A 24,886-nucleotide genomic window follows, 5' to 3' on the forward strand; every position below is an offset into this window, starting at 1 on the left:
ATTTATGGACTTAAAAAAAGAACTTCCTAAAAATTTAGAAAAGTTATTAAAAATCCTTTCTGAGGATTCTTTATTTTCAGATATTTATTTAGAATATACTCAAACTTTACGTTTGGTTTTGGAACCAGAGAGAATAGATGAGATAAATTGGGGAGAAGAGAAAGGGATAGCTTTAAGGAAAATCACATCGGATTTTCAAAATATCTTTTCTTTTTCAAATAATTTTGATGAAACCTATTTAGAGGATCTTGCTAAAGGAGTTATTAAAAAGACAGCTTTAGAAAATACATTTTTTCAAACAAAATCTATAAAAATTTCTGAGGTTTCTACATTTTTTAAAATTTCTGAAATTTTAAAATCAAGGATTAATTTTTTAGAAAATTTAAAAAAAAGAATAAAAAATTTAAAAGAAATTAAACATTATAAAATTGGTTTAACAGAGATAAAAAAAGAGATAATAATTTTAAATTCAGAGGAAACATGGGTAGAAGAAATAAGACCTTATTTTAGAGTTGGAGTAATAGTAGTTGCAGAAAAAGAGGGAAGATTGGAGAGAGGTTATGAAGTAGCTGGAAGAACCTTAGCTTTTGAAAAAGCCAAAGAACTTCCCGAGTTTTTAAATCTTTCTGAAAAAGCAAGTGAGCTTGCCCTTAAAATGCTTTCAGCTAAAAAAGCTCCTGCAGGGGTTATGCCTGTTATTCTTTCAGGTGAAGCAGGAGGAACTATGATTCATGAGGCTGTAGGTCATGGATTAGAAGCAGATCATGCTGAAGAAGGATTATCTGTATATTCTGGGAAAATAGGAGAAAAAGTAGCAAGTGAGCTTATCACAGTAATTGATGATGCTACTTTGGAAACTTTATATGGATATTATAAATATGATGATGAAGGAATACCTTCTCAACCTGTAGTTTTAATAGAAAAAGGAATTCTTAAAAATTTTCTTTATGATAAGTTTTTTTCTCTTAAGTATGGAAAAAAATCTAATGGACATGGAAGAAGGCAAAGTTATAGGTATATTCCCCTCCCAAGAATGGGTAATACTTATATAGATAGAGGTTTTTGTAAACCAGAAGATATTTTAAAAAGTATAGATAAAGGTCTTCTGGTTAAAAAAATGGGAGGAGGAGAGGTTAATCCTTTAACAGGAGATTTTGTTTTTGAGGTTAGAGAGGGATATTATATAGATAAAGGAGAAATAGCCTATCCTATAAAAGGAGCTACTTTAGTAGGTAATGGTCCAAAGGTTTTAGAAATAATTGATATGGTAGGAAATGACCTGCATTTTGAGCCTGGTATATGTGGAAAAGATGGACAAGGGGTTCCAGTTTCAGATGCCCAACCCACTCTTAGAATACCTGAAATTACAGTAGGTGGAGTCTTAGAAAGTTAAGGAGGAGTAAAATGTGTGGACTTTTTGGAATTTTTGGAGTAAAAGAAGCTGCTAATTATACTTACTTTGGACTTTATTCTTTACAGCATAGGGGTCAAGAAAGTGCAGGTATAGCAGTTTATAATGGGAAAAAAATTAAAGAATGGAAAAATATAGGTTTAGTAAACGAAGTTTTTAATGAGGAAATTTTAAAAAATCTCCCTGGAGAAATTGCTATAGGACATGTTAGATACTCTACTACTGGGTCTGCTATTCTTCAAAATGTTCAGCCTTTTTGTATTAATTTTGCTAAAAAAACTATGGCTATTGTTCATAATGGAAATCTGGTTAATGCTTATTCTATCCGCTGTAATTTGGAAGAAGAAGGGCATATTTTTCAGACTACTATGGATAGTGAGGTAATTGTTCATCTTATAGTTAGAAATCTCAAAAAAGGATTAGTTGAAGCTATTGCAGAAACCATGAAGCAAATAAAAGGTGCTTATTCTGTTCTTCTTCTATATGATGATATATTAATAGCTTTTAGAGATCCATGGGGATTTAGACCTTTGGCTTTGGGTATGCTCAATGGAGGCTATGTGCTGGCTTCTGAAACCTGTGCTTTTGATCTCATTGGAGTTCAGTATTTAAGAGATATTGAACCAGGAGAAATTTTAGTAATAAATAAAGATGGTCTGACTTCTTATTATCCCTTTAAAAAGGAAAAAATTAATAAAAGCTTCTGTATTTTTGAGTTTATCTATTTTGCAAGACCTGATAGCTATATTTTTCAAAAAAGTGTATATCCTGTTCGCAAAAATTTAGGAAAAAATCTTTATAAAGAATGTCCTTTGGAAGCAGATTTTGTTATGCCTTTCCCAGATTCTGGAAATTACGCGGCTATAGGTTATTCTCAAGCAAGTGGGTTACCTTTAGAACTTTGTATGATAAGGAATCACTATGTAGGAAGAACTTTTATTCAACCTTCTCAAAGATTAAGAGATATTTCAGTAAAAATGAAGCTTAATCCTGTTAAAGAAATTATTAAGGGAAAAGAAGTTATTGTTATAGATGATTCTTTAGTAAGAGGCACTACCAGCAGAAATAGACTTAAAAGTATAAAAGAAGCTGGTGCTAAGAAAATTCATTTTCTTCTTTCCTGTCCACCTCTTAAATTCCCCTGTTTCTTTGGTATAGATTTTCCTTCTTCTTCAGAGCTTATTGCGGCTAAACATTCTGTAGAAGAAATCAGAAAATATCTGGATATAAATACACTTTATTATTTAAGTATTGAAGGACTTCTTGATGCAATAGGAGATTTAAGGAATAAAGTGTGTTTAGCCTGCTTTACAGGAGAATATCCAGTAGAGGTAGATTTTAGCTTTAGAAAAAACATTGCTGAGGTGTAATGCTGATTTAACACCAAGGGCTTTATAACCCGTCCGATAGAGAGATTTGTTAAGAAAAATTTTTTTAAGAAATTCAGCTATTAAACGTCTATGGCAACGGTCTGGATTATCTTTACTACACAAAAGGCACGTTTCATCAAAATTAATTTGTAATTCTTTATTAAAATTTTTCTCGTATTTATTCCATGTTATTTTTTTCTATAATTTTTGATAAGCTCTCCAGAAATAAGTTCTTTTATAAAGAAATCCAAATCTTTAGCTTTTGCAAAATTACTTGGCTGGGAATATAGATTTTATTATAATTTTTAGCAATTTTCTTCAATCCAGAAATACAAATCTCTTAAAAACTGGTCTAAAGTTTTATTCATACGAAACACAAGTTCTTCAAAATTCTGGACATCAAAATGATGTTCTATATAAAAGGTTTTTACATTATTTTCAAGTTTTACTATAGCTTTAAATCTAATTTCTCCTTTCTTTTCATTTTTGAAATAAGGTTCAAAGGAGAGAATATAAATACTTAAATCTTTTCCCTGGTTTTGATAAATAGAAGGAAAACTGTTTATAAGTGCCTGTTTAATTATACAAGAAAAGGAACAAGCCCATTTATTTAAGGCAAAATAATGCATTCCTTTAGCATCTCTGTAAACCATTTTTTCGGTATTTAAATAATCAGCTACTTTGATTTCAGAAAGTCTTATGTTACAGGAAAGATTATAAGTAGATCCAATTTCCAAAAGATGCATAGTTTCATAAGGAGTGGTTTTTAAAGTACAGGCAGAAAGCATAAAAATAATAATTAACCAAAAAAATTTTTTCATTTTCTTTCCTCCAGAGGATGGGGCTTGCTTTCTTTGATATTAATTAAAGAATAAGGCTCGGTGCTAAGTTTATGAGAAAGATCTCTTAATTCTTGAGAAGTTTCTTTAAGCTTTTCTAAAAGTGAGTTCAGTCTTGGCAAAGTTTCATAATTAGCATTTTGTGTTAAAATTTTTAATTGAGAGATTAATTTTTCTAAAGCTTTAGCTACTTTTTGATATTTTTCTACGGTAACATTTATTTTTTCTACATCTAAGGTTTCGATTTTATTTTGAGTTACTTTAACCAACTTTTTTCCTTCAGTAATAAACTTTTGGGTCTCAATAACTGCCTGATTTAATTCAGCCAATAACTTATCAGCTTTAAATATAAGCTGGTCTATTTTTTTTGTATTTTTGGGACTTAAAATTTCCTGAATTCTTAAAAGAACTCTATTAGCATTTTCTATAACTTCTGGAAGAGAACTTGTTATTTTTTGTAATTGAGAAGGTTTCATGGGTATAATTGTAAGTTTCTCTTTTTTATCATAACCAAGTTTAAAGCCTGTTTTTTTCTCAATATTTATATAAGAAAGGCCTGTTATACCTTGAATTCCAAGAGTAGCTACCATTCCATCAATAACTTTAAGTTTTTTATCAATAAGAACTTTTATTTTTACAGTATTTTGATCTTTAGGATCTATGCTGATTTTTTCTACTTTTCCTACCTGAACACCTTTATAATAAACTCCTGCTCCTTCTTTGAGTCCTGAGATAGACTCCGTGGTTATAATAAGATATTTTTTATATTCACCCTTCTCTCCAAATTTAGTGAAAATATATATGGTTAGAACAGAAACCACTACCATCAATAAAATAAAAAGACCTACTAAAATATAGTTTACTCTTCCCTCAAGCATTTAGAAATTCTCCTCTACTTGTTGAAATTAATTGTTGAATCCATTCATCCCTGGCTTTAGAAAGTTCCTTAGGATGTCCGTAAAAAGCTATTTCTCCTTTGGAAAGAACCAGCAGTTTATCTGCAATTCTTAAAGAAGATAAATCATGTGTTACCATAAGGACTGTAATCCCCATAAGATCTCTTAAAGTTTTTATAGTATGATCAAATTCTTCAGCACTAATAGGATCAAGACCTGAGGTTGGTTCATCAAGAATAAGTAATTCTGGATCAAGAGCAAGCGCTCTGGCAAGAGCAGCCTTTTTCTTCATTCCTCCTGATAATTCTTCAGGATACATATAAAAAACTTCCTCATCCAAGCCTGCAAGCTTTAGCTTTAAAAAAGCATTTTCTTTAATAAGCTCATTATAAATTTTTCTTCTTTTTATTACGGGATACATTATATTTTCTCCCACTGTCATAGAGGCAAAAAGAGCTGAAAATTGGAAAACTACCCCCATTCTATCTCTCATCTCCTGCTCTTCTTGAGGTGTAAGATGAGAAGTATCCTTTCCTTTAAAGTAGATTTTACCAGAGGCTGGCTTTAATAAAAGCAAAATAAGCTTAATAACTGTAGTTTTTCCTGAACCACTTCCTCCAACTAAAGCTACAATTTCTCCTGGTTCAATTTTAAAAGTAAGATTTTTATGAATAACTTTAGTTCCATATTTAGAAACTACATTTTTAAACTCAATTATAGGTGTCATAGCTTTATCCACATAAAAATTATAGAAAAAATGGCATCTATTAAAATTATTCCTGCTATACTTGAAACTACACTTTTCATAACACTATAGCCAAGACTTTCTGGTCTTTTTTCTGTCATAAAACCATAGAAAGTTCCTATGATAGCAATGTAAAATCCAAAAAAAGGAGTTTTTATCATTCCTGCCAAAAAATGTTTATTAGCCACTATTTCAGAAAGTCTAAAAAAGAAATCTCTAATATTTATATCAAGAATAATATCTGAAACAAGAGCACCTCCTAAAAGCATGGTTAAGGCAGAAAAAAGAGTTAAAAAAGGAGTAAAGAAAGTGGCAGAAATAAGACGTGGTAGGGTCAGAAGAACTACAGGAGAAAGCCCTAATACCTTTAAAGCATCAACTTCTTCGCTTACTTTTCTTAATCCTATATTAGCAGTATAACCGCTACTTACTCTACCGGCAAGTATTATGCCGGTAATAAGAGGGGCAAGTTCTCTAAAAGTTGAAATTCCAATTAAATTAACAATATAAATATTAGCTCCAAAAGTTTTTAATTGTACTGCACTTTGATATCCGATTACTATTCCTATTAAAAAAGAAAGCAAACCCAATATTCCAAGGCTACCAAGCCCTGAACTTTGTAAGTCTTTAAAAAAAGAGGACCATTCAAACTGTCTAAAATTTCTAAAACTATCTATAAGAATAAGTCCAAGGTATTCGCAAAAGTAGATAAAACTTAGAAAGCGTTGATAAATAAAATCTAAGGAGAACTTTTTAACTTCTCTTTTTTTATCTTCAGGATAAATCTTCCAAAGGCTTTCAAGAAACTTAAGGTGCTTTTCTGAAGCTTTAACTTGAGCTAAAGTAAGATGATTTATTTTTAAAAGTTTTATAATATAAGTTGCTCCAAAGGTATCTAATTTATTAATTTGGGTAAGATCTATAGATTTTACCTGTGAATATAAAGGAAGATTTTTAACTTCTTCAAAAGTAAGGTTACCTTTTAAAACTAAATCTATAACTTTATCTCCTTTTTGTTTGCTTTAACTACTTTTAAAAATTTACACAATTGGGTGGACACCCTCTCATAAAATAATTTCATTAGTGTAATGGCACTTAATCCAATATTTTTTCTTTTAATTTATCAAAAAACTTTTTAGTAGTTTTATTGCCTTTCAAATATTTTATAGTTTATATCTGTATCACATATAATCTCTACATTCTCCGTGCTTTCTCTCTCAATTTTTTTTGTAATATTTTTTTCAAAAACAAAAGATTCCTTCAAACTTTAGTTTTTTTTAGATTTTTGTGCTTCTCGTATTTTAACAAAAGGTAATTGTTTAAAAAAATTTATTAAGGCTCTTTCTTCTCTATTGTTCTCAACTTTTAAAATAACACGCATAAGATTTTCCTTGATTTCTTAAAATCTCTTATCTAAAAATCTAACCTGAAAATTTAGAAAATGTCAAGATTTTATTTTCCTAACGATATGCTTCAACCGCCCCGCGAAGCGAGAGAACGTAGCGACCGAGCGGAGCGGGGTCGGCTGCAAGCGATGTTAGCCGTGCATCTTCTCTATCCTCGGTCAGTAAGACATCCACTTCTAACCTGATGAGGGTCCTGCCTAATTCGAATAGGCTTTCTGAAGTTTGCGGTGTAATTCTTTTTCTTGCCGTAGTTCTTGACGAATTCAAACCCCTGTTTTTCAGCCAACGAACGGACAACCGGTAGAGGTAAGAAGTCGGGATCTCCTGGTTGTTCGGTAATGGAGAGAAGACCTGATGGTCGGAGAATTTTGTAGATGCCCTGAAGGCACGCTTCTGGATCTGACACCTCACCTAAAACGGCGACGAGAAAAACAACATCGAACTCATTCTCACCAAAGGGAAGATTGATAGCATCTCCAAGAGTAAATCCTACATTATGCAATCCTGCTGCTTCAAGTTTCCGACGGGCTTTTTCAAGCATCTCTTGCTGTATATCGAACAATTCTAGATGTCCCTGTGGAATACGGCGTGCAACTTCAACGCTGAAATAACCCGAACCCGCACCTATCTCAAGCACTTTTAAATTTTCTTTGAGATGAAGCCTATCAGCCAGCTTCTGGGGAGAAAGAATAAGTCTCCGTAAAGGAAAATCCAACCAGAAGGATATTTGAGATGGATAAATCCCCTTACCGAAAAAACGCCTTAGGATCCCTTTCTCTGCTGATCTCATTTGGTAGCCTCTTCTATTCTGGGTCAAAGTTTTCGGTCCAAAAATGAGTGTTACTACCATTGATAAGATAATAATCAAAATCAGACTATATAGCCTGCCTTGCTTTGTCAATGGAATGAAATTCCCACTGAAATTGCACATGAAATGGAAGAGGATAGCGGACAAGGTGCTGCGGTTGGTGTTGTTGTAAATCCAAGTGAATAGAATTGAAAGAAAGATTGGGCTAAAAATAAACGTCCAGAAATCCGATGTGCCAAATTTTAACACGTCGTGCTGCTATTGTCCTTTCATGAAGAAAAGAGGAAGATGCCACAATGCCCATACCACGCCCAAGATAACGCTTGAGAAAAAGGCATTATATCTCGCCTGTAGCCCATCCAGAGCATAACCACGCCAGTCCAGTTCTTCCGGTAATGGGCTATAGAGCAGGATAAAAACGGCAAAAGGAAGAATTCTCCAGGGTTCAGACAGCAGATTTCTGGCTGTTTCAAACTCTGGCCACGGGGAGCCGGTAAGGACGCTTAACAGAAGGGCAAGAGTATTCAGCACAGGAAATGTGAGCCAGATAACCAGATGCCATTTTTTACCAATCCGCCTGATGTCAAATACACGCTGCCAGTAATCTCGCCATTCTTCTTTATCGTGAGTGTGAGAGATTAGGATGATTTCCGCAATTGCAGGGCCGAACAATCCAAGGGCACCGAGAATTATTGCTGGGAATGTAAAAACATTCCAGCCTATCAATATAACCCACATCCAGAAAAACCATGAAATACCAAGAGCAAGGGCAAAAAACCGCCATGGATTTGCAGCTTTTGAGATTCCTTGTCTCATTATACTCACCTCTCTACCAGCCACTCCTCAGCAGGGCGCCATCTACAAGTAGGTGCATGTCTTTCGCTTCGCGCGGCTAATGCCCAAACTCAGCGGCCGACGGTATCGCCGGTCCGCTGAAGAGAGTTGTTAGAAACATAATTATTCAATAATTAGTTATCAAAAACGTCAAGATGATTAGTTAAAAGTTAAAACTTAAGCGATTTAATTTTCTTAATCATATCCATAAATTTATGAACTTTGTTGATTAAAGCTCTAAGTGTACAATCCCATTCAATATTTATTTGACCATTTTTTATGTGACCTACATTTTGAATTTGAAATTGTGCAACAATCTTTTTGAACAATGACGGTTTTAGAAGATCATTAATAATTTCTTCTTGTGATGACATTATGGTTGATGGTTGACTAATTTTATGCCCTAATAGCTGGGCTACATCTATAGCTTGTTCTAATTCTTTCTTTTTACTAATATTATACTTAATCTTATAAGCTAGTAAAAACTCATCTACTGGCGGAAAAAAATATCTGTCAATCAAATTATCTTTAATAAAAGTTTTTTTATCACACTGATTTTGAATAAAATTCTTTATGCTTTGCTTTGGAATATGATTGACATCTATTATTAATCCACCCCAATTATAAATAAATTGCTTAAAAATTCTCAACTGTTCAGAAAAATAATAAGGTGATATACTCATAGCCATAGCACCGTCATTGGTTATAGAAAATATTGCATTATTTAAAATAAAAAAAGGTCTATAAAAATCTTTAATAAGACTATGAGCTTCTTCTTTTAAAAAGAGATTTAATAATTCTTTACATTCAACATATTCAGGCAACTGCATTAATTCATTGCATAGTTTATTAAAATTACTATGTTCCTCAAAGTCATAATTTTTGTCAGTTTTTTTAAGATAAAAGATGGGATTGTATATCAAAAAACTTAAATTTTTATTATCTGCTTTAAAACTGGCACCAATATCTAATAAAGGCAATAAGATATCTTTTAGTTCTGATTCGGCACTTAAAAAACTAGAATAAACTGGCATTACAAGCAAGTAATGATTTAATTCTTCATTGAAGGCAATCGCACTAAATTTGTATCTTAAACCAGACGAACCTGTCAGAGTTACAAGATATCTAATTCGAGTAAAACCTAATTCTTTTAAAATATCTGTTATAAATTTATCATATGAAATATCAAGTGGTATTAACATTTGTTTGTCCTTTTTAACGTCTAAACTCAGCGGCGGCGTATAACGCCGTCCGCTGGAGAGGTTTGTTAGTTGTTTTATTTTTGAATAAGATCTAATAACTTATCAAATCTGCGTTGAATATGTTCATTTATCATGGATCTTTTAATATCTTTGTCTTTTTCTAATTTCTGAAAATCTTCTCTAATAATATCTGCCGCATCTGATATTAATTCTTCAATAATAGGAGTAGCTGTATCACTATAAAAAACATGTCTTATAGTACCCCATGAAGTTACTCCCCCTGGTTCTCCTAAGTACGCTAATACAAGCCATTTAAGAATTAAATATCTAATTTCTTTAGGTATAAATAATAACCCTCCAACTTCCTTTAAGGACCTAAGTAATGTTCCATGGTGAGGATAAGAAGTCCATCTATACCCAACTTGTTGCATTCTTTTAAAGAATGACAGAAAGAAGTCTTTTAAATAAGCGCGTTTTAAATAGGGAAAAATACCAGCTACATAAGCTATTCTCATAATTGTTAGGGATATTCCCTTCTTTTTAATTTTTTCTTGTATAAATTGAGCAATATTAAGTTTAACTGAATTTTGAGTACGTTCAGATAAAAATTTTAAAAAAGTAAAGGCATTTTGTCTTACTAATTCTGGATGTTTTTCATTTAATGCTACCGATATTAAAAATTTTAAAATTTCTTCTTGTCTAGGTTGAGGCGCTCGTTCATAGTCTTCTAATAAACTTGCAGATGGGATAGCTGGTTCAGGTTGTTCAATTAAGTTTTTTACATCCGTTACTCGAATTAAGTCAATAGGATCCTTTTCCAATACAACGTTGATACATGTTTGAAATATATACACACAATCTTCAATTCCGGCTTCATATTCGTTATCTTCATGTTCTAAATCTCTTCTTATTTCATAACAACGACACAACCTTCTCCACTCTGGACGAGTTAATATTCCTATGCGATATGCTAAATCTATAATTTTAGATGTTGGATATCGCTCAATATCTTCTTTAGAGGTTATAGGTGGTAACTTGTATTGTTTCGCTGCTTCAGCCGCAATATCTATGCCAGCGATTATAATTTTTTCTCTTAAATCGTGAATGGCTGCATTAAATATCCTTTGACATGCACTGCTTGGATCTACATGTATTAATCTTCTAACCCTTTGTATTAAATTTTTAGACTTCCACGCTGGTCTGATCTTGTCTAACAATGAAGGAACTTCTGAACTTTCTACTAATTCTACTGCAGGAGCGGGCACGATATCAGAAGACATTTTATCCTCCATCTCAAAACTAACATATATTTTCAACTGATGAGCTGTTTTTAAATTGTAAGATTTAATAAAAATTACTTGTATAATTAAATTTTTAAGATGTCAAATTTTAAAAATAATAATTATTTTTAAATTAACTTAAATAAATTTTAAAATTTATATTTATTTTTAAAAATCAAGTGATTTTTAATAATTCCTTTAATTTGTGTTGTTTTTTATTTAGTCATAAATTTAATTCTCAAAAAGAAATCACTTACAATAGTAATATTAGTTAACTGAAATATGTGGAAAAAACTTAGAAAGTTTCTTATAAAGTGTGGAAAAAAGAAAAACTAGTCCTTATACAATTTCATTGCTACTCATCTCTTAAAAGCCGGATACGATATAAGAACTATTCAAGAGCTTCTGGGACACAAAAGCGTGAAAACCACCATGATTTATACTCATATAGTGGAAAAGCGCGTCACCGGAGAGATAAGTCCTTTTGATCAACAGAGAGACTAAACAATTTCCATAAAAATTGAAATAAAACTAATTGCATGGTAAAATGATTGCAAATGAAAGCATATAAAAATTTGCAGGAATTTATTGAGGTTCTGGAAAAAGAGGGTGAGCTCTGTAGAATAAGCACTGAAGTTTCAGCAGAGCTTGAGATTACAGAAATTACAGACAGAGTCTGCAAACTTCAAGGGCCTGCTCTTTTTTTTGAAAAGGTAAAAGGGCACAAAATCCCTGTAGTAACCAATCTTTTTGGAAGCTATAAAAGAATTTTTCTTACTTTTGGAGTAAAGAGCCTTGATGAGCTTGCCTCTGAGCTTATAGAGTTTATGGAGATAAAGCAGGCAGAGGGCTTTCTTGAAAAGCTAAAACTTGTTCCCAAACTTTTAAAAGCTAAAAATGTCTTTCCTAAGCTGGTTGAAAAAGCTCCTTGTCAGGAGATAGTCTGGAAAGGTGAGAAGGTAGATCTTTATAAATTTCCAATTTTAAAATGCTGGCCTAAGGATGGAGGGCCTTTTATTACTCTTCCCTGCGTAATTACTAAAGATCCTGAAACCGGTGTAAGAAATATAGGAATGTATAGAATGCAGGTTTTTAGTAAAAATACTACAGGAATGCACTGGCAGATTCACAAAGTAGGGGCAAAGCACTATAGAAAAGCTGAAAAACTCGGGCAAAAACTTCCTGTAGCGGTAGCTATAGGACCTGATCCTGCGGTTATTTACTCTGCAACCGCCCCTTTACCTGAAGATATTGATGAACTTTTACTTGCAGGTTTTTTAAGGGGAAAGCCAGTTGAGCTTGTAAAATGTTTAACTGTTCCTCTTGAAGTCCCTGCTGAAAGTCAGATTGTTTTAGAAGGTTATGTAGAACCTTATGAAAGAGCTTTAGAAGGACCTTTTGGAGATCACACTGGTTATTATACTCCTCCTGATTATTATCCTGTTTTTAAAGTTACTTGTATTACCATGCGAAAGGATGCTATTTATCCAGCAACTATTGTAGGAAAACCCCCTCAGGAAGACTGCTTTCTTGGAAAGGTTACAGAAAGGCTTTTTTTACCTCTTATTAAGAAAATTTTACCTGAAGTGATAGATATAAATCTTCCTTGGGAAGGGGTTTTTCACAATTTAGCTTTTGTTTCCATAGATAAGAGGTATCCTGGGCATGCCTTTAAAGTGGCTTCTGCTCTTTGGGGACTTGGGCAGATGATGTTTACCAAAATAATAGTAGTATTTGATAAAGAGGTTGATGTTCAGAATATAAGCGAGGCTTTATTTTATATGAGTGGAAATGTGGATCCAGAGCGAGATATAATGGTAGTAAAAGGTCCTGTTGATGCTTTAGATCATGCAAGCCCTAAGCCTGCTTTTGGCTCTAAAATGTGCATTGACGCTACAAGAAAATGGAAAGAAGAAGGATATCAGAGAGAATGGCCTGAGGAAGCAGTGATGAGTCCAGAGGTTAAGTCTAAAATTGATAAAATCTGGAAAAAACTTAAAATAGAAGAGCTTTTAAAAAGGAGGTAAAAATTTTATGAAAGTGGCTATAATGAGCGACAGCCATGATTCTATTCCTAATTTGGAAAAAGCTATAGAGTTAGCTTTAACCAAAGGGGCTGAAGTGCTTTTTCATTGTGGAGACCTAATTTCTCCTTTTATGATACCTGTGTTAGCAAAATTTGGAAAAGAGACACATTTGATTTTAGGAAATAACCGTGGAGATGTGTATTTAATGATGGAACATTTAAAGAAATATCCTCACATAAAGTTTCATGGAGAACAGGCATTTTTGGATATTAAAAATTATAAAATTGCTATGGTGCATTATCCTAAAATAGCTTATGCCTTTGCAGTAACCGGGGAATATGATTTTGTTTTTTGTGGACATACTCATGTTTATGAGATAAAAGAGATTGGTAAAACCTTAGTAATAAATCCTGGAGAAATTTTAGGAAAAGAAGGTGCTCCAAGCTTTGTAATTTTGGATTTAAAGACTAAAGAACATGAAAGGATAGTTTTTTAAATAGGAGGTTTTTTATGCGCTGGAGTAAAGCTTTTATTCCTACTTTAAGAGAGGATCCTGCTGAAGCAGAAACCATCAGCCATAAGCTTTTACTTAGAGCTGGAATGATTAGAAAACTTGCTTCAGGAATTTATAACTTTTTACCTCTTGGATTAAAAGCTTTGAGGAAGATAGAAAATGTAGTTAGAACTGAAATGAATAAAGCTGGTGCTCAGGAAGTTCTTATGCCTATTGTTCAACCTGCTGAGCTATGGCAAGAAACCGGGCGCTGGGATGCTTATGGGAAAGAACTGTTGCGTTTTAAAGATAGAAAAGATCATGATTTTTGTCTTGGTCCTACTCATGAAGAAGTGATCACTGATATGGTAAGAAGAGATGTCAAATCTTATAAAGATCTGCCTTTGATTCTGTATCAAATCGCTACCAAATTCAGAGATGAGATACGTCCAAGGTTTGGTATTATGAGAGCAAGAGAGTTTATTATGAAAGATGCTTATAGCTTTGATGCAGATTGGGAGGGACTTGATAATAGTTATAATCTTATGTATGAAACATATGTGAGTATTTTTACCAAATGTGGTCTCAGATTCAAAGCAGTTGAGGCTCATACAGGAGCCATTGGAGGGGATGTTTCTCATGAATTCATGGTGCTTGCTGAAACCGGAGAGGATGTGCTTGCTTTTTGTGAAAAGTGTGGATATGCTTCCAATGTAGAACTTACTCCTGCAATTTCAGGAGAAAAATACCCTTCTGAGCCGGAAAAACCTCTTGAAAAAGTTTATACTCCCGGAGTTAAAACTGCTCAGGAAGTAGCTGATTTTTTGGGACTTCCTGTTTCCAAAATCACTAAGACTTTAATCTATATTCTGGATGAAAAAGAGGCTGTTGCTGTATGTATAAGAGGAGACCATGAAGTAAATGAAGTAAAACTTGAAAAACTTTTTCCAGAAAAATCAATAAGAATGGCACGAGAAGATGAAATAAAAAGAATTGTAGGGGCAAGCCCTGGATTTATCGGACCTAAAGGACTTAAATTAAAGATAGTTGTTGATAAGGCTCTGGAGGGTTATCCAAATTTTGTTATAGGAGCAAATGAAGACGAGTATCATTATATTAATGCTAATATGGGACGTGATTTTATACCTGACATAGTAGTAGATATAAGAAAAGCCTGTCCAGGAGATCTTTGTCCTAAGTGCGGAACCCCTTTAAGTTTTATCCGTGGCATAGAAGTAGGACATATTTTTAAGCTTGGAACCAAATACAGTCTTCCAATGAAAGCTATGTTTTTAGATAAAGATGGAAAAATGAAGCCTTTTATAATGGGATGTTATGGAATAGGAGTAAGTCGTATTCTTGCTGCTACTATTGAGCAGAATCATGATGAAAACGGAATTATTTTTCCCTGGCAGATTGCCCCTTATCAAATAGGTGTGGTTTATTTAAAAGATAAAATTAAAGAAGAAGCAGAAAAAATCTATCAGCAGCTTTCTAAAAATTGGGATGTGATTTTAGATGATAGAGACGAAAGACCAGGAGTAAAATTTAAAGATTTAGATCTTGTTGGAATACCTTTACAAATTATCTTAGGCAAAACCTTTGAAAAAACAGGAGAGGTTGAAGTAAAAATTAGGAAAACAGAAGAAAGAAAGCATATGAAACCTGATGAATTGGAGGAGTTTGTAAAGGAGTTTGAAAACAAAGCATAAATTTTTACAGGCTTTTTGAAATCATTTATAACTAAAATTAAAAAATTTGAAAAATTACTCTCCAGAAAATAGAAACAATCAATAAAGTGAAGCCGATTTTTGGGGTTTAAAATATGAAAAAAATCAAAATTTCAGAACTTGCAAAGATAATAAAAGGGAATCTTATAGGAGAGGATTTTGAAATAGAAGGAATAAATGCTATTCCTTTAGCTAAGGAAAAAGAGCTTATTTTTGTGGATTCACTAAAAAGGGTAGCCGAAGCTCAGAAAGCAAAAGCAAAAGCTATTCTTTGTCCTGAAGGTTTTGCAATCCACTTTCCTGACAAATCGGTTATAGAAGTAAAAGATGTAAGAGTAGCTTTTGCCAGAATTTCTGAAATTTTCAAAAAAGAAATAGAACCTCTCTGGGGTATAAGTTCTCAGGCTTTTATAGAAGAGGGGGTAAAGATAGAAGAACCCTGTGCTATTTATCCGTGGGTTTATATCCAGAAAGGAGCAGTTATTAAAAAAGAGGCTGTGCTTTTCCCTGGAGTTTTTATAGGAGCTCATGCTGAAATAGGAGAAAACACAATTATTTTCCCAAACGCAGTGATTTATCCTTATACCAAGATTGGGAAAAACTGTATTGTCCATGCAGGGGTAGTTATAGGAGCAGATGGCTTTGGTTTTGCTCAAGAGCCTTATGAAGATGGCTACCAAAATATTAAAATTTACCACTTCGGAAGTGTGAAAATTGAGGATGAGGTAGAAATCGGAGCAAATTCTACCATTGACAGAGCTGTTTTTGGAGAAACCATTATAGGAGAAGGCACAAAAATTGACAATCTGGTGCAAGTTGGTCATAATGTAAAAGTAGGAAAGCAAAATATTCTTGTTTCTCATACTGCTATAGGAGGAAGTGCGGTTTTAGAGGATTATGTTATGCTTGCTGGTCAAGTAGGGATTGCTCCTTATTCTCAAATAGGGAAGGGTGCTAAAGTTGCAGCTAAATCTGGAGTAGTAGGAAAAATACCAGCAGGAGCAGAAGTAGCAGGAATCCCTGCTATTAAAGCCAGTATCTGGAGGAAAGCAGCTGTTATATTTGCCAAACTTCCAGAAATTTATAGAGAATTTAAAAAATTTTTGAAAAATCAAACTTAACTTAGATGAATTATTATCAAAAAAATGTAGAAGAAACTTTAAAATTTCTAAAAACTTCATATAATGGGCTTTCTGAGGAAGAAGTTAAGAAGAGGCTCAGTCTTTATGGGTATAATATCTTAAAAGAGAAAAAGAAAAAAACTTCTCTTCAAATTTTTTTATCCCAGTTTAAAGATTTTCTTATTTTAATTCTTATTATAGCTGCCATTATATCTGGTTTTATAGGAGAAATTACAGATACCATTACCATAGTTGTTATTCTTTTGCTCAATGCAGTTATTGGTTTTATTCAGGAATACAGAGCTGAAAAAGCTATGGAGGCTCTTAAAAAACTTGCTTCTCCATATACTACAGTTATTAGAGAAGGAAAAGTTAAAAATATTTCTTCTGAAGAACTTGTGCCAGGAGATATAGTAATTCTTGAAGCAGGTAAAATTGTTCCTGCAGATTTAAGATTAATAGAAACTTATGATCTAAAAATTGATGAATCACCTCTTACAGGAGAATCTGTCCCTGTTTTAAAACACACAAGACCCATTCCAGAAGATAACCTTCCCATTGGTGACAGGAAAAATATGGCTTTTAAAGGCACTTTAGTGGTTTATGGTAGAGGAAAAGGAGTGGTTGTTGCTACAGGAATGGAAACTGAGCTTGGTAAAATTGCTCAGATGGTTCAGGAAGAGGAAAGTAAAACCCCTCTTCAAAAAAGACTCGCAGACTTCGGGAAAAAGCTTGGTATTGCAACTATAATTATTTGCGTAGTTATTTTTCTTTTAGGAATAATAAGAGGAGAGGAACCTTTATTAATGCTTCTTACTGCGGTTGCCCTGGCAGTAGCCGCTGTTCCTGAAGCTCTCCCTGCAGTAGTTACCATAACCCTTGCTCTTGGTGCTAAAAAAATGGTTAAGCAAAATGCTTTGGTCAGAAATTTACCAGCTGTTGAAACCCTTGGATCTGTAACCTATATATGCACAGATAAAACAGGAACTCTTACTCAAAATAAAATGACTGTAAGAAAAATCTTTTCCTCTGGAAAAGATTCAGAAAAAATTTTTCTTAATATAGCTCTAAATAATGATGTAGAAATAACTAAGGATAATCAATTTACAGGAGATCCAACAGAAATAGCTCTTTATCTATACGCTAAAAAACAGGGTTTTGATAAAAAAGAAATTGAAAAAATTTTTCCAAGAATCGCTGAAATACCCTTTAATTCTGTTAGAAAATGTATGACTACAGTACATAAAGCAGAAAAAGAATTTTTAGTTTTTACTAAAGGTGCTTTAGAAGTTCTTCTTGAAAAATCAACCTTTGTTGAAATAGAAGATGATATAAAACCTCTAACTGAAGAACTTAAAAAAGAAATTCTAAAGGAGGCAGAAAAATTTGCTTTAGAAGGCATGAGAATTTTAGCCTTTTCTTATAAAAAGATCAAAAATTTTTCTGATCCTAAGGATCTAGAAAAGGATTTAACTTTTCTTGGTTTTTGCGGAATGATGGATCCTCCAAGAGAAGGAGTTAAAGAGGCTATAAAACTTTGTAAAACAGCTGGTATAAAAGTTGTAATGATTACAGGAGATCATCCTTTAACAGCTCTTACTATAGGCAAAGAGCTTGGAATTGTGGAAGAAGGAGATAATCTTTCTGAAATTTTAATAACAGGAAGGGAATTAGAAGAATTAAGCTTAGAGGAATTTGAAAAAAGAGTGGAAAATATAAAAGTTTACGCCAGAGTTGCACCTGAGCAAAAACTCAAAATTGTTAAAGCTCTTCAAGATAGAGAACAGTTTGTAGCTATGACAGGAGATGGAGTAAATGATGCACCTGCTTTAAAAAAGGCAGATATTGGTGTTGCTATGGGAAGTGGAACAGATGTAGCAAAAGAAGCCTCAGATCTTATTCTTCTTGATGATAATTTTGCAACTATTGTAAAAGCTGTAAAAGAAGGAAGAAGAATTTATGATAATATTAGAAAATTTATTAAATACACCATGACCAGCAATTCAGGTGAAATCTGGACAGTAGGGGTTGCACCCTTTATAGAACTTCCTATTCCTCTTTTACCTGTGCATATTTTGTGGATAAATCTTATAACAGATGGATTGCCAGGTTTAACCCTTTCAGTAGAACCTCCTGAAAAGGATATAATGCAAAGATCTCCACGACATCCTAAGGAAAGTATTTTTGCCCGTGGTTTAGGAATTCATATTATCTGGGTAGGATTACTTATGGGAGCTGTTTCTTTATTTAGTCAGGCTATTTCTTTAAAATATAATATGCATTGGCAAACTATGGTTTTTACTGTTTTATGCCTAAGTCAGTTAGGCCATGTGTTAGCCATAAGATCTGAAAAAGAATCCCTTTTTAAATTAGGCTTATTTTCCAATATCCCTTTGTTGTTATCTGTTGTTTTTAGTATTCTTTTACAGCTTGCTATTATATATTATCCTTTTTTTAATAAAATTTTTCATACCCACGCTTTAAATTTACAGGAATTAACTCTTGCTTTTGTTCTTTCTTCTATAGTTCTTATAGCAGTTGAAATAGAAAAAGCTTTTAAAAGGAGATTAAAAAGAAGTTTTTATTAAAATTTCTTTTCTAATTTTTTGTAAAATATTATGGGCAAGTCTGGTAGGCTCAGGAATACGATAAATAGAAGTTTTTAAAACAAGTTTTATAGCTGTTTCTAAACTTATTTTATGTCCTACAGAAACATAAATAGGTTTTACCTTATCTCTTGTTCTTAAAACTGCACCAATTATTTTATTTTTATAAGTTAGATAAGAATAGCTACCTCGTTTTATTTCTACAGGATTATAATCTCCACAGAGTTTAGTTTTAGCAACTCCTACGGTTATAGCATCTGTTTCTACGCCAAAATGAGAGGCGATTCCACAGCCTCTGGGATGGGCTATTCCCTGACCATCTATGAAAATCACATCAGGCTTTATTTTAAGATTTTCATAAAGTTTTTTCATTAAAGGTAATTCTCTAAAAGCAAGAAAAGTGGGAATATAAGGAAAGTCTATTAATCCTTCCAGAGTTTCACAATGGATTGGTTTTAGAGTATTTATATCAATTATTGCTATACATGCCCAGGCTCTGGTAGGAGTTTCTTTGGGTTTTTCAAAGGTAACATCTATACCACCAATAGTTTTTATTTCTTTATCAAAAAGATCTTTTTCTATAACTCTTTTAGCACATTCGTGCTGAATTTTTTCAAGTCTTTTTAAAGTGCACAATTGTAAAAAACTAAGGCAGGGTTTCTACAGAAGAAAATCTGGGTTCATGCAAAGGAATTACTATGTCTACCATATTTTTAAATTTAATAATTTGATCATAAGCTAAATAAGGGTCTATATTGGTTCCAGGTGGTATAGCTTCCATTCCCATAGCCTTAATTTTAGCAGGGGGATCAAAGTTTTCCATAATTACACAGAAACCACTAATTCCTAACAATCCCTTTTCAGTATTGATTAAAACACTCATTCCTCCTTTAGTGTGTGCAGGGGTGTGAACCATAGTTATACCAGGGACAACTTCAAAAGTTTTTTCCTTAATATGAACCATTTGTCCTGCTTGATCTACTTCTTCTATAAATTCTGCCATATATCTATAATCTAAAGGATGAGGATTATAAGCAGTTTGAAATTCAAGTTCATGAGCATAAAAAGTGGCATTTATACATTTAAAATCATTTTCGCAATGATCATTGTGTAAATGAGTATGAATAACTATATCTATATCTTTGGGAGAAAGACCATATTTAGCCAAGCCCTCTTCAAAGGTATAAATTTTTCCTCCTATGGCATTTTCTCTAAATTCAGATTTTATAACTTCTAAAAGGCCTGTATCTATAAGAATATTCTTATCAGCTCCTTCTACAAGCCAGCAATATATAGGAATTACATATTCTTTTCCATAATCATGCTGATAGGTCATCATACCTTTATCAAAAACCTTAGTGCCCACTACAATAGGATGAATTCTATAAAAAGGCCCTTTTGCCATATTTTACCTCCCAAATAGAAACTATAAAAATATTTTACTTAAGAATTATTTAAAGTCAAATCTTTTATTTAGTCAAGAATCAACTTTACTTTTGTGCCTTTTCCCACCTCACTTTCTATTATCATATTCCAGCCATGAGCTTTTACAAAATGTTTGACTATAGCCAGTCCTAAACCTGTGCCACCAAGTTCCCTTGATCTTGCTTTATCAACCCTGTAAAATCTTTCTCCAAGTCTTGGAATATGTTCCTTGGGAATGCCTATTCCTGTATCTTCTACTGTAATTATAGAGGGAGAGGAAGTATATTTAATAGTTATCCCCCCTTTTTCTGTGAATTTTATACTATTATCTACAAGATTAATTAGAATTTGAATAAGTTTATCCCTATCAGCTTTGATAATAGGTATTTTTTTGCTATAAATTTCTTTTTTTAAATATAAATTTTTCTTTTTGGCTTTATTTTCTAAAGTAGTTATTACAGTATCTACTACTTCAAAAAGATTTACTTCAGTCTTATTGATTTGTAATTCCCCAAGCTCTATAGCAGAAAGAATTAATAGATCTTCAACCAAAGAGTTTAATCTTTCGCTGTGTTTTTTTATAATTTCTAAAAATTTTTTAGCATTTTCTTTATCATCCAGCGCACCCTCGAGTAAGGTTTCTGCAAAGCCTTTGATAGCAGTAATTGGAGTTTTAATCTCATGAGAAACAGCAGCTACAAAATCTGTTTTAATTTGTTCCAATCTTTTTAGTTTGGTAATATTAAACAAACTAAGTAAAATTCCCAATTCAAATTTTTCATTAGAAATTTGAATAAAGAAAGGCTTAGCAGTTACAGAAAGAATTCTTTTTTCAGGTTCTTTTATTTCTATCTCATCTCTTATTTCTTGTGATTTTTTCAAAGCTTCTTCTATAATGGAAAATAATTTTTCATGATAAATAAAGTCCTGTAATTTTTTATTTTCAAAATTTTCCCCTTTTAAACCAAAAAATTTTTTAAACTGTTTATTTAAAAAAAATATCTCATAATTTCTGTTTATTAAAAGTATAGCCTCTCTAACATTATCTAAAATATTATAAATAGTTTCATATTTTTTTATAAGTAAATCTATTAGATCGGGGTCTGTAATTTTATAGAATTTATTAAGATCCATTTATTTTATATTATCTGGAATATAATATCCTATTCCTCTTTTAGTTTTAATATATTTTGGCTTAGAAGGATCTTTTTCTATTTGAGCTCTTAGTCGTTTAATATGAACATCTATGGTTCTGGGATTAATATATACGTCTGATCCCCAAATAGCTTCAATAAGTTGTTCTCTGGTATAAACTCTTCCTTTATTTTCTGCTAAATAAAGAAGTATTTTAAACTCTGTAGCACTAAGCTCTATGGGCTTATCCTTTAAAGTTACTAAATATTTATCTTTGTTTATCTTTAAATTACCTATTTGAATAATTTTTTCTGTATTTGGGGAGATTGGCTTGGTTCTTCTTAGAACTGCTTTTATTCTGGCAATAAGTTCCCTGGGACTAAAAGGCTTGGTAATATAATCATCAGCTCCTAATTCAAGCCCTAAAATCTTATCTGCTTCTAAGGTTTTAGCTGTGAGTATAATAATAGGAAGATGAGCTGTTTTAGGATCTTCTTTTAATTTCTTGCAGAGTTCAAATCCACCTATACCAGGAAGCATAATATCTAAAATAATAAGATCGTATTTATTAGAACGGATTTTATTTAATCCTTCTTCACCATTATAGCTATAGTCAACTATAAAATTTTCTTTTTTTAAATTATAGGCAACTAACTCTACAATATCTTTTTCATCTTCTATTATTAAAATTTTAACAGATTCCATTTTAATAGATTTGATTTTGTTTCCAGTAATTTCTAATTTTTTCTTTTACTTCCTCAGGTAAAGGAACATAGGTAAGCTTTTTAGCTATTTTATCTCCATGTTTAAAAGCCCAATCAAAAAATTTCACTACATCTTTATTAATTTTTAAATTATCTTTAGCCAGAAGAATATAAGTTGCACCTGTTATAGGCCAGGCTTTTTCTCCAGGAGCATTGGTAAGCCAAGCATAAAAATGTTTTTTAGGATCTAAATCCACGGTTTTAGCTGCTTCCTTTATAGTTTTTTCTTCAGGAGCAACAATATTTCCTTTGGAATTTTTAAGTCCTATACAAGTTAATTTATTCTGAAAAGCATAAGCATACTCTACATAACCTATAGTATAAGGGGTTCTTTTTATATAATTAGAAACCCCCTCATTTCCTTTTGCTCCTATACCTGTTTTCCATTTTACTGAGGTTCCAAATCCTATTTCTTTTTTCCAAGCAGGACATACCTGACTTAAATAATGAGTAAATATAGCCGTGGTTCCTGAGCCATCGGATCTATAAACAGGAGTAATATTCTTATCAGGAAGTTTTATATCTGGATTTAATTTTTTTATTTCTGGATCATTCCATTTAGTAATTTTACCTAAGAAGATTTTACACAAAGTTTCTCCATCAAGAACCAAAGAATTTCTTTTTAGTTCTGGAAGATTTATTACAGGAACTACAGCTCCTATTACAGTAGGAAATTGCAATAATTTGTTTTTTTCTATTTCTTGAGGAGTAAGAGGTTTATCACTTGCTCCAAAATCAACAGTTCTTTCTATAATCTGCCTAATTCCTCCTCCAGAACCTATGGATTGATAATTTATCTTTATTCCAGTAAGTTTATAATATTTATCTGCCCAGTTGGCATACAAAGGATAAGGGAAACTTGCCCCTGCTCCATTTAAGAACTTCTTGTGGCTTGCTTCTTCTTTTTTTTCTTTACATGCTGTTAATCCTAAGCTTATAATTAAACAAAACAATAATAAAATTATTTTTTTCATAACTACACCTCTTTAGTTTTTGTGTATTTGTTTATATCTTTCTATTATTTCTTTCAAAGTAAAAAAGGCTTGAAATTCATATCCTTTGCTTTTTATATTTTCTTTTCCACCTTCTTCTCTATCAATCAAAGCTAAAATTTTCATTATTTTTAATCCTTCTTTTTCAGCAGCCTCTATAGCTTTTATTACAGACTTTCCTGTAGTTACCACATCTTCTACAATTACTGTGATCATTCCCTTTTTAACATTCCCTTCTATTTGTCTGTGTGTTCCATACTTTTTAGGTTCTTTTCTTATAAGAAAACCTTCTAAAGGATGTTCTTCTTCAGCTGCTTTTGCTAAAATTCCACATACTATAGGGTCTGCTCCTATACTCATTCCAGCTACAGCATCCACTTTTAAATATTTTATCTCTTCCCAGAAAAGTGATCCTATTAAATCAAAAGTTTTGGAATAAAGAGTCACCTTTCTACAATCTAAATAATAAGGACTTTCCTTACCACTTGATAAAATGAAAGGTTTATCAGGGCTGTATAAGAATGCTCTTTTTATAATATAATCAATTAATTCAGATTTTATAGCAGAAATATTAAGAAGTTTTAGACTTTTTATTAAGGGATAAGCTTCCCCTAAAAATCTATGAAGCTCTTTCTCTGCTTCTATTTCATCACTCATGTTATAAAATATGAGATTTTTAAGATGTTTAAAACTTTCAGTAGAAATATAAGTGAATTTTAAACCAAAACCTTTCTCTGGTTCTATTCTAACTACTTTACCTTTGAGAAAAATTTTTATACTTGGAACTATACCTTCTAAAAAGAAAATAATTGGAATTTCTGTATTAATTTCAGGAATTATAGAGCTTTCAATAAAAACTCCTCCATAGCTAATATCTTTAATTTCACCTTTATAACTTTTTTCTTTCCATATAAACTCTACTATAGCTGAAATAGGTATACGAGTAAATTTTCTGGTAGGCATTGCAATACATTATATATGAAGACAAAACATTAGCAAGGTTTAAAATTTAAACCATCCCCATCTTCTTCTACAGCCTTTACAAACACAACCCTTAGTAGATTTACCAATTAGTTCTACTTCTATATTTTTAGCAATACTTGAACTTACCACAATTTTACCTATACCATTTTTTAATAAAAAATTTCTTCCCCAAATCCTCAATATTTCAAAAGTATCCCCTTTTCGCAACCCCATTGCTTCTATTTTCCTTAAAATAATATCTTCCCCTATAAAATCTTTAATTTTTATTTTGTCTCCACATTTACTATCAGATAAAAGCATATTTAAACCATCCCTCCTTTTCTACATTCTAAACATGTTCCAAAAATTTCAAGATGATAACTTAATAAATGAAACTCCTTTTTTTTGGCATGTTCCTGAATTAATTCTATTAATTTAGGGTCTATTATTTCTTCTACTTTTTTACATTTTATACAGATGAAATGTAAATGAGGTAGTTTATTTATTACCACTTCATAATAAGCCCTGCCCTCTTGTTTATAGACTTCTTGAATATAACCAGCTTCTATTAATAAAGGTAGAGTTCTATAAATTGAAGCTTTAGAGATTTTACTTCCCTTTTTTTTAAGTTCCATATGTAGTTCATCTACATCAAAATGGTCCTTATACTTTAAAATTTCTATTAAAATTTCTTCTCTTTCTGGAGTATATTTTAATCCTTTACTTTTTATAAAAGCTCTAAAATTTTCTAAAATTTCAGAAATATCTATCATTACTTTATCTCTATTGAGATCTAATTTCAATTTTGATAGAAAATTTTATTTTGTCAAGCTCTATTTA

Annotated in this window: 24 protein-coding genes and 1 pseudogene; 8 read left to right on the top strand and 17 right to left on the bottom strand. The window is 32.0% G+C overall.

Going from position 1 to position 24,886, the window contains the following annotated elements:
• The first annotated feature begins 4 nt into the window (after positions 1 to 4).
• Together CC87_RS07080 and purF are read left to right on the top strand one after the other, a co-directional pair.
• Entirely contained in the window at positions 5 to 1,393 is a 1,389-nt protein-coding gene (locus tag CC87_RS07080) for a TldD/PmbA family protein (RefSeq protein WP_038057591.1), read from the top strand.
• Between the two features lie 11 nt (positions 1,394 to 1,404).
• Positions 1,405 to 2,781 carry an amidophosphoribosyltransferase gene (purF, locus tag CC87_RS07085; RefSeq protein WP_038057593.1) on the top strand — a complete coding sequence of 459 codons (1,377 nt, stop codon included), beginning with the start codon at positions 1,405 to 1,407 and terminating at the stop codon, positions 2,779 to 2,781.
• Here the strand turns inward: purF and CC87_RS09435 are convergent.
• From CC87_RS09435 to CC87_RS07135, 9 genes are all read right to left on the bottom strand, one after another.
• Positions 2,710 to 2,973: a DUF488 family protein gene (locus tag CC87_RS09435; protein WP_156955600.1), complete on the bottom strand. Its 264-nt coding sequence runs from the start codon at positions 2,971 to 2,973 to the stop codon at positions 2,710 to 2,712. The genes purF and CC87_RS09435 overlap by 72 nt on opposite strands.
• 113 nt (positions 2,974 to 3,086) lie before the next feature.
• A complete protein-coding gene (locus CC87_RS07095; protein WP_038057597.1) occupies positions 3,087 to 3,602 on the bottom strand; it encodes a hypothetical protein in 516 nt (171 codons plus the stop codon).
• Positions 3,599 to 4,498 carry an MlaD family protein gene (locus tag CC87_RS07100; protein ID WP_038057599.1) on the bottom strand — a complete coding sequence of 300 codons (900 nt, stop codon included), beginning with the start codon at positions 4,496 to 4,498 and terminating at the stop codon, positions 3,599 to 3,601. Before CC87_RS07100 ends, CC87_RS07095 begins: the two co-directional genes overlap by 4 nt.
• The gene (locus tag CC87_RS07105) at positions 4,491 to 5,243 is read right to left on the bottom strand and encodes an ABC transporter ATP-binding protein (RefSeq protein WP_038057601.1); all 753 of its coding nucleotides are present in this window, start codon (positions 5,241 to 5,243) and stop codon (positions 4,491 to 4,493) included. Before CC87_RS07105 ends, CC87_RS07100 begins: the two co-directional genes overlap by 8 nt.
• A complete protein-coding gene (locus CC87_RS08925; protein ID WP_038057602.1) occupies positions 5,240 to 6,259 on the bottom strand; it encodes an MlaE family lipid ABC transporter permease subunit in 1,020 nt (339 codons plus the stop codon). The genes CC87_RS07105 and CC87_RS08925 overlap by 4 nt, the downstream gene beginning before the upstream one ends.
• 556 nt (positions 6,260 to 6,815) lie before the next feature.
• Complete coding sequence (locus CC87_RS07120; RefSeq protein ID WP_051920728.1) at positions 6,816 to 7,457, bottom strand: class I SAM-dependent methyltransferase; 642 nt, start codon at positions 7,455 to 7,457, stop codon at positions 6,816 to 6,818.
• A 276-nt stretch (positions 7,458 to 7,733) separates the two neighbouring features.
• Positions 7,734 to 8,291, bottom strand: a complete 558-nt coding sequence (locus tag CC87_RS07125; RefSeq protein ID WP_051920730.1) for a CPBP family intramembrane glutamic endopeptidase — start codon at positions 8,289 to 8,291, stop codon at positions 7,734 to 7,736.
• A 188-nt stretch (positions 8,292 to 8,479) separates the two neighbouring features.
• Positions 8,480 to 9,511, bottom strand: a complete 1,032-nt coding sequence (locus tag CC87_RS07130) for a hypothetical protein (protein WP_038057604.1) — start codon at positions 9,509 to 9,511, stop codon at positions 8,480 to 8,482.
• A gap of 74 nt (positions 9,512 to 9,585) precedes the next feature.
• Complete coding sequence (locus CC87_RS07135; RefSeq protein ID WP_038057606.1) at positions 9,586 to 10,791, bottom strand: hypothetical protein; 1,206 nt, start codon at positions 10,789 to 10,791, stop codon at positions 9,586 to 9,588.
• A gap of 348 nt (positions 10,792 to 11,139) precedes the next feature.
• On the opposite strand from CC87_RS07135, the pseudogene CC87_RS08930 reads away from it, so the two are divergent.
• The 6 genes and pseudogenes from CC87_RS08930 to CC87_RS07160 form a co-directional block, all read left to right on the top strand.
• Positions 11,140 to 11,295 (top strand): annotated as a pseudogene (locus CC87_RS08930) (tyrosine-type recombinase/integrase); the annotation flags it as partial.
• Between the two features lie 53 nt (positions 11,296 to 11,348).
• Positions 11,349 to 12,818, top strand: coding sequence for a menaquinone biosynthesis decarboxylase (locus CC87_RS07140; RefSeq protein WP_038057608.1), 1,470 nt, complete (start codon positions 11,349 to 11,351; stop codon positions 12,816 to 12,818).
• Between the two features lie 7 nt (positions 12,819 to 12,825).
• Complete coding sequence (locus CC87_RS07145) at positions 12,826 to 13,314, top strand: metallophosphoesterase (RefSeq protein WP_038057610.1); 489 nt, start codon at positions 12,826 to 12,828, stop codon at positions 13,312 to 13,314.
• A gap of 14 nt (positions 13,315 to 13,328) precedes the next feature.
• Positions 13,329 to 15,023, top strand: a complete 1,695-nt coding sequence (locus CC87_RS07150; protein ID WP_038057612.1) for a proline--tRNA ligase — start codon at positions 13,329 to 13,331, stop codon at positions 15,021 to 15,023.
• A gap of 113 nt (positions 15,024 to 15,136) precedes the next feature.
• Positions 15,137 to 16,162: a UDP-3-O-(3-hydroxymyristoyl)glucosamine N-acyltransferase gene (lpxD, locus tag CC87_RS07155; RefSeq protein ID WP_051920732.1), complete on the top strand. Its 1,026-nt coding sequence runs from the start codon at positions 15,137 to 15,139 to the stop codon at positions 16,160 to 16,162.
• A 5-nt stretch (positions 16,163 to 16,167) separates the two neighbouring features.
• On the top strand, positions 16,168 to 18,750 hold the full coding sequence (locus CC87_RS07160; RefSeq protein ID WP_038057614.1) for a calcium-translocating P-type ATPase, PMCA-type: 2,583 nt from the start codon (positions 16,168 to 16,170) through the stop codon (positions 18,748 to 18,750).
• Here the strand turns inward: CC87_RS07160 and nfi are convergent.
• The 8 genes from nfi to CC87_RS07200 form a co-directional block, all read right to left on the bottom strand.
• Positions 18,730 to 19,404 (bottom strand): deoxyribonuclease V, encoded by a 675-nt coding sequence (gene nfi, locus CC87_RS07165; RefSeq protein WP_038057615.1) that lies wholly within the window; start codon positions 19,402 to 19,404, stop codon positions 18,730 to 18,732. The genes CC87_RS07160 and nfi overlap by 21 nt on opposite strands.
• Positions 19,405 to 19,414: 10 nt before the next feature.
• Positions 19,415 to 20,173 carry an N-acyl homoserine lactonase family protein gene (locus CC87_RS07170; RefSeq protein WP_038057617.1) on the bottom strand — a complete coding sequence of 253 codons (759 nt, stop codon included), beginning with the start codon at positions 20,171 to 20,173 and terminating at the stop codon, positions 19,415 to 19,417.
• Positions 20,174 to 20,241: 68 nt separating this feature from the next.
• Positions 20,242 to 21,327: a sensor histidine kinase gene (locus CC87_RS07175; protein ID WP_051920734.1), complete on the bottom strand. Its 1,086-nt coding sequence runs from the start codon at positions 21,325 to 21,327 to the stop codon at positions 20,242 to 20,244.
• Complete coding sequence (locus CC87_RS07180) at positions 21,328 to 22,032, bottom strand: response regulator (protein ID WP_038057619.1); 705 nt, start codon at positions 22,030 to 22,032, stop codon at positions 21,328 to 21,330.
• A gap of 1 nt (position 22,033) precedes the next feature.
• Positions 22,034 to 23,065, bottom strand: a complete 1,032-nt coding sequence (gene pstS / locus CC87_RS07185; RefSeq protein WP_038057621.1) for a phosphate ABC transporter substrate-binding protein PstS — start codon at positions 23,063 to 23,065, stop codon at positions 22,034 to 22,036.
• Positions 23,066 to 23,077: 12 nt separating this feature from the next.
• Positions 23,078 to 24,046 carry an orotate phosphoribosyltransferase gene (gene pyrE, locus CC87_RS08770; RefSeq protein WP_051920735.1) on the bottom strand — a complete coding sequence of 323 codons (969 nt, stop codon included), beginning with the start codon at positions 24,044 to 24,046 and terminating at the stop codon, positions 23,078 to 23,080.
• A 39-nt stretch (positions 24,047 to 24,085) separates the two neighbouring features.
• Complete coding sequence (locus CC87_RS07195) at positions 24,086 to 24,367, bottom strand: FeoA family protein (RefSeq protein ID WP_051920737.1); 282 nt, start codon at positions 24,365 to 24,367, stop codon at positions 24,086 to 24,088.
• 2 nt (positions 24,368 to 24,369) lie between these two features.
• Positions 24,370 to 24,849 carry a Fur family transcriptional regulator gene (locus CC87_RS07200; protein WP_156955598.1) on the bottom strand — a complete coding sequence of 160 codons (480 nt, stop codon included), beginning with the start codon at positions 24,847 to 24,849 and terminating at the stop codon, positions 24,370 to 24,372.
• Positions 24,850 to 24,886 lie beyond the last annotated feature (37 nt).

The organism is Thermodesulfobacterium hydrogeniphilum, from assembly GCF_000746255.1.
Classification (GTDB): Bacteria; Desulfobacterota; Thermodesulfobacteria; order Thermodesulfobacteriales; family Thermodesulfobacteriaceae; genus Thermodesulfobacterium; species Thermodesulfobacterium hydrogeniphilum.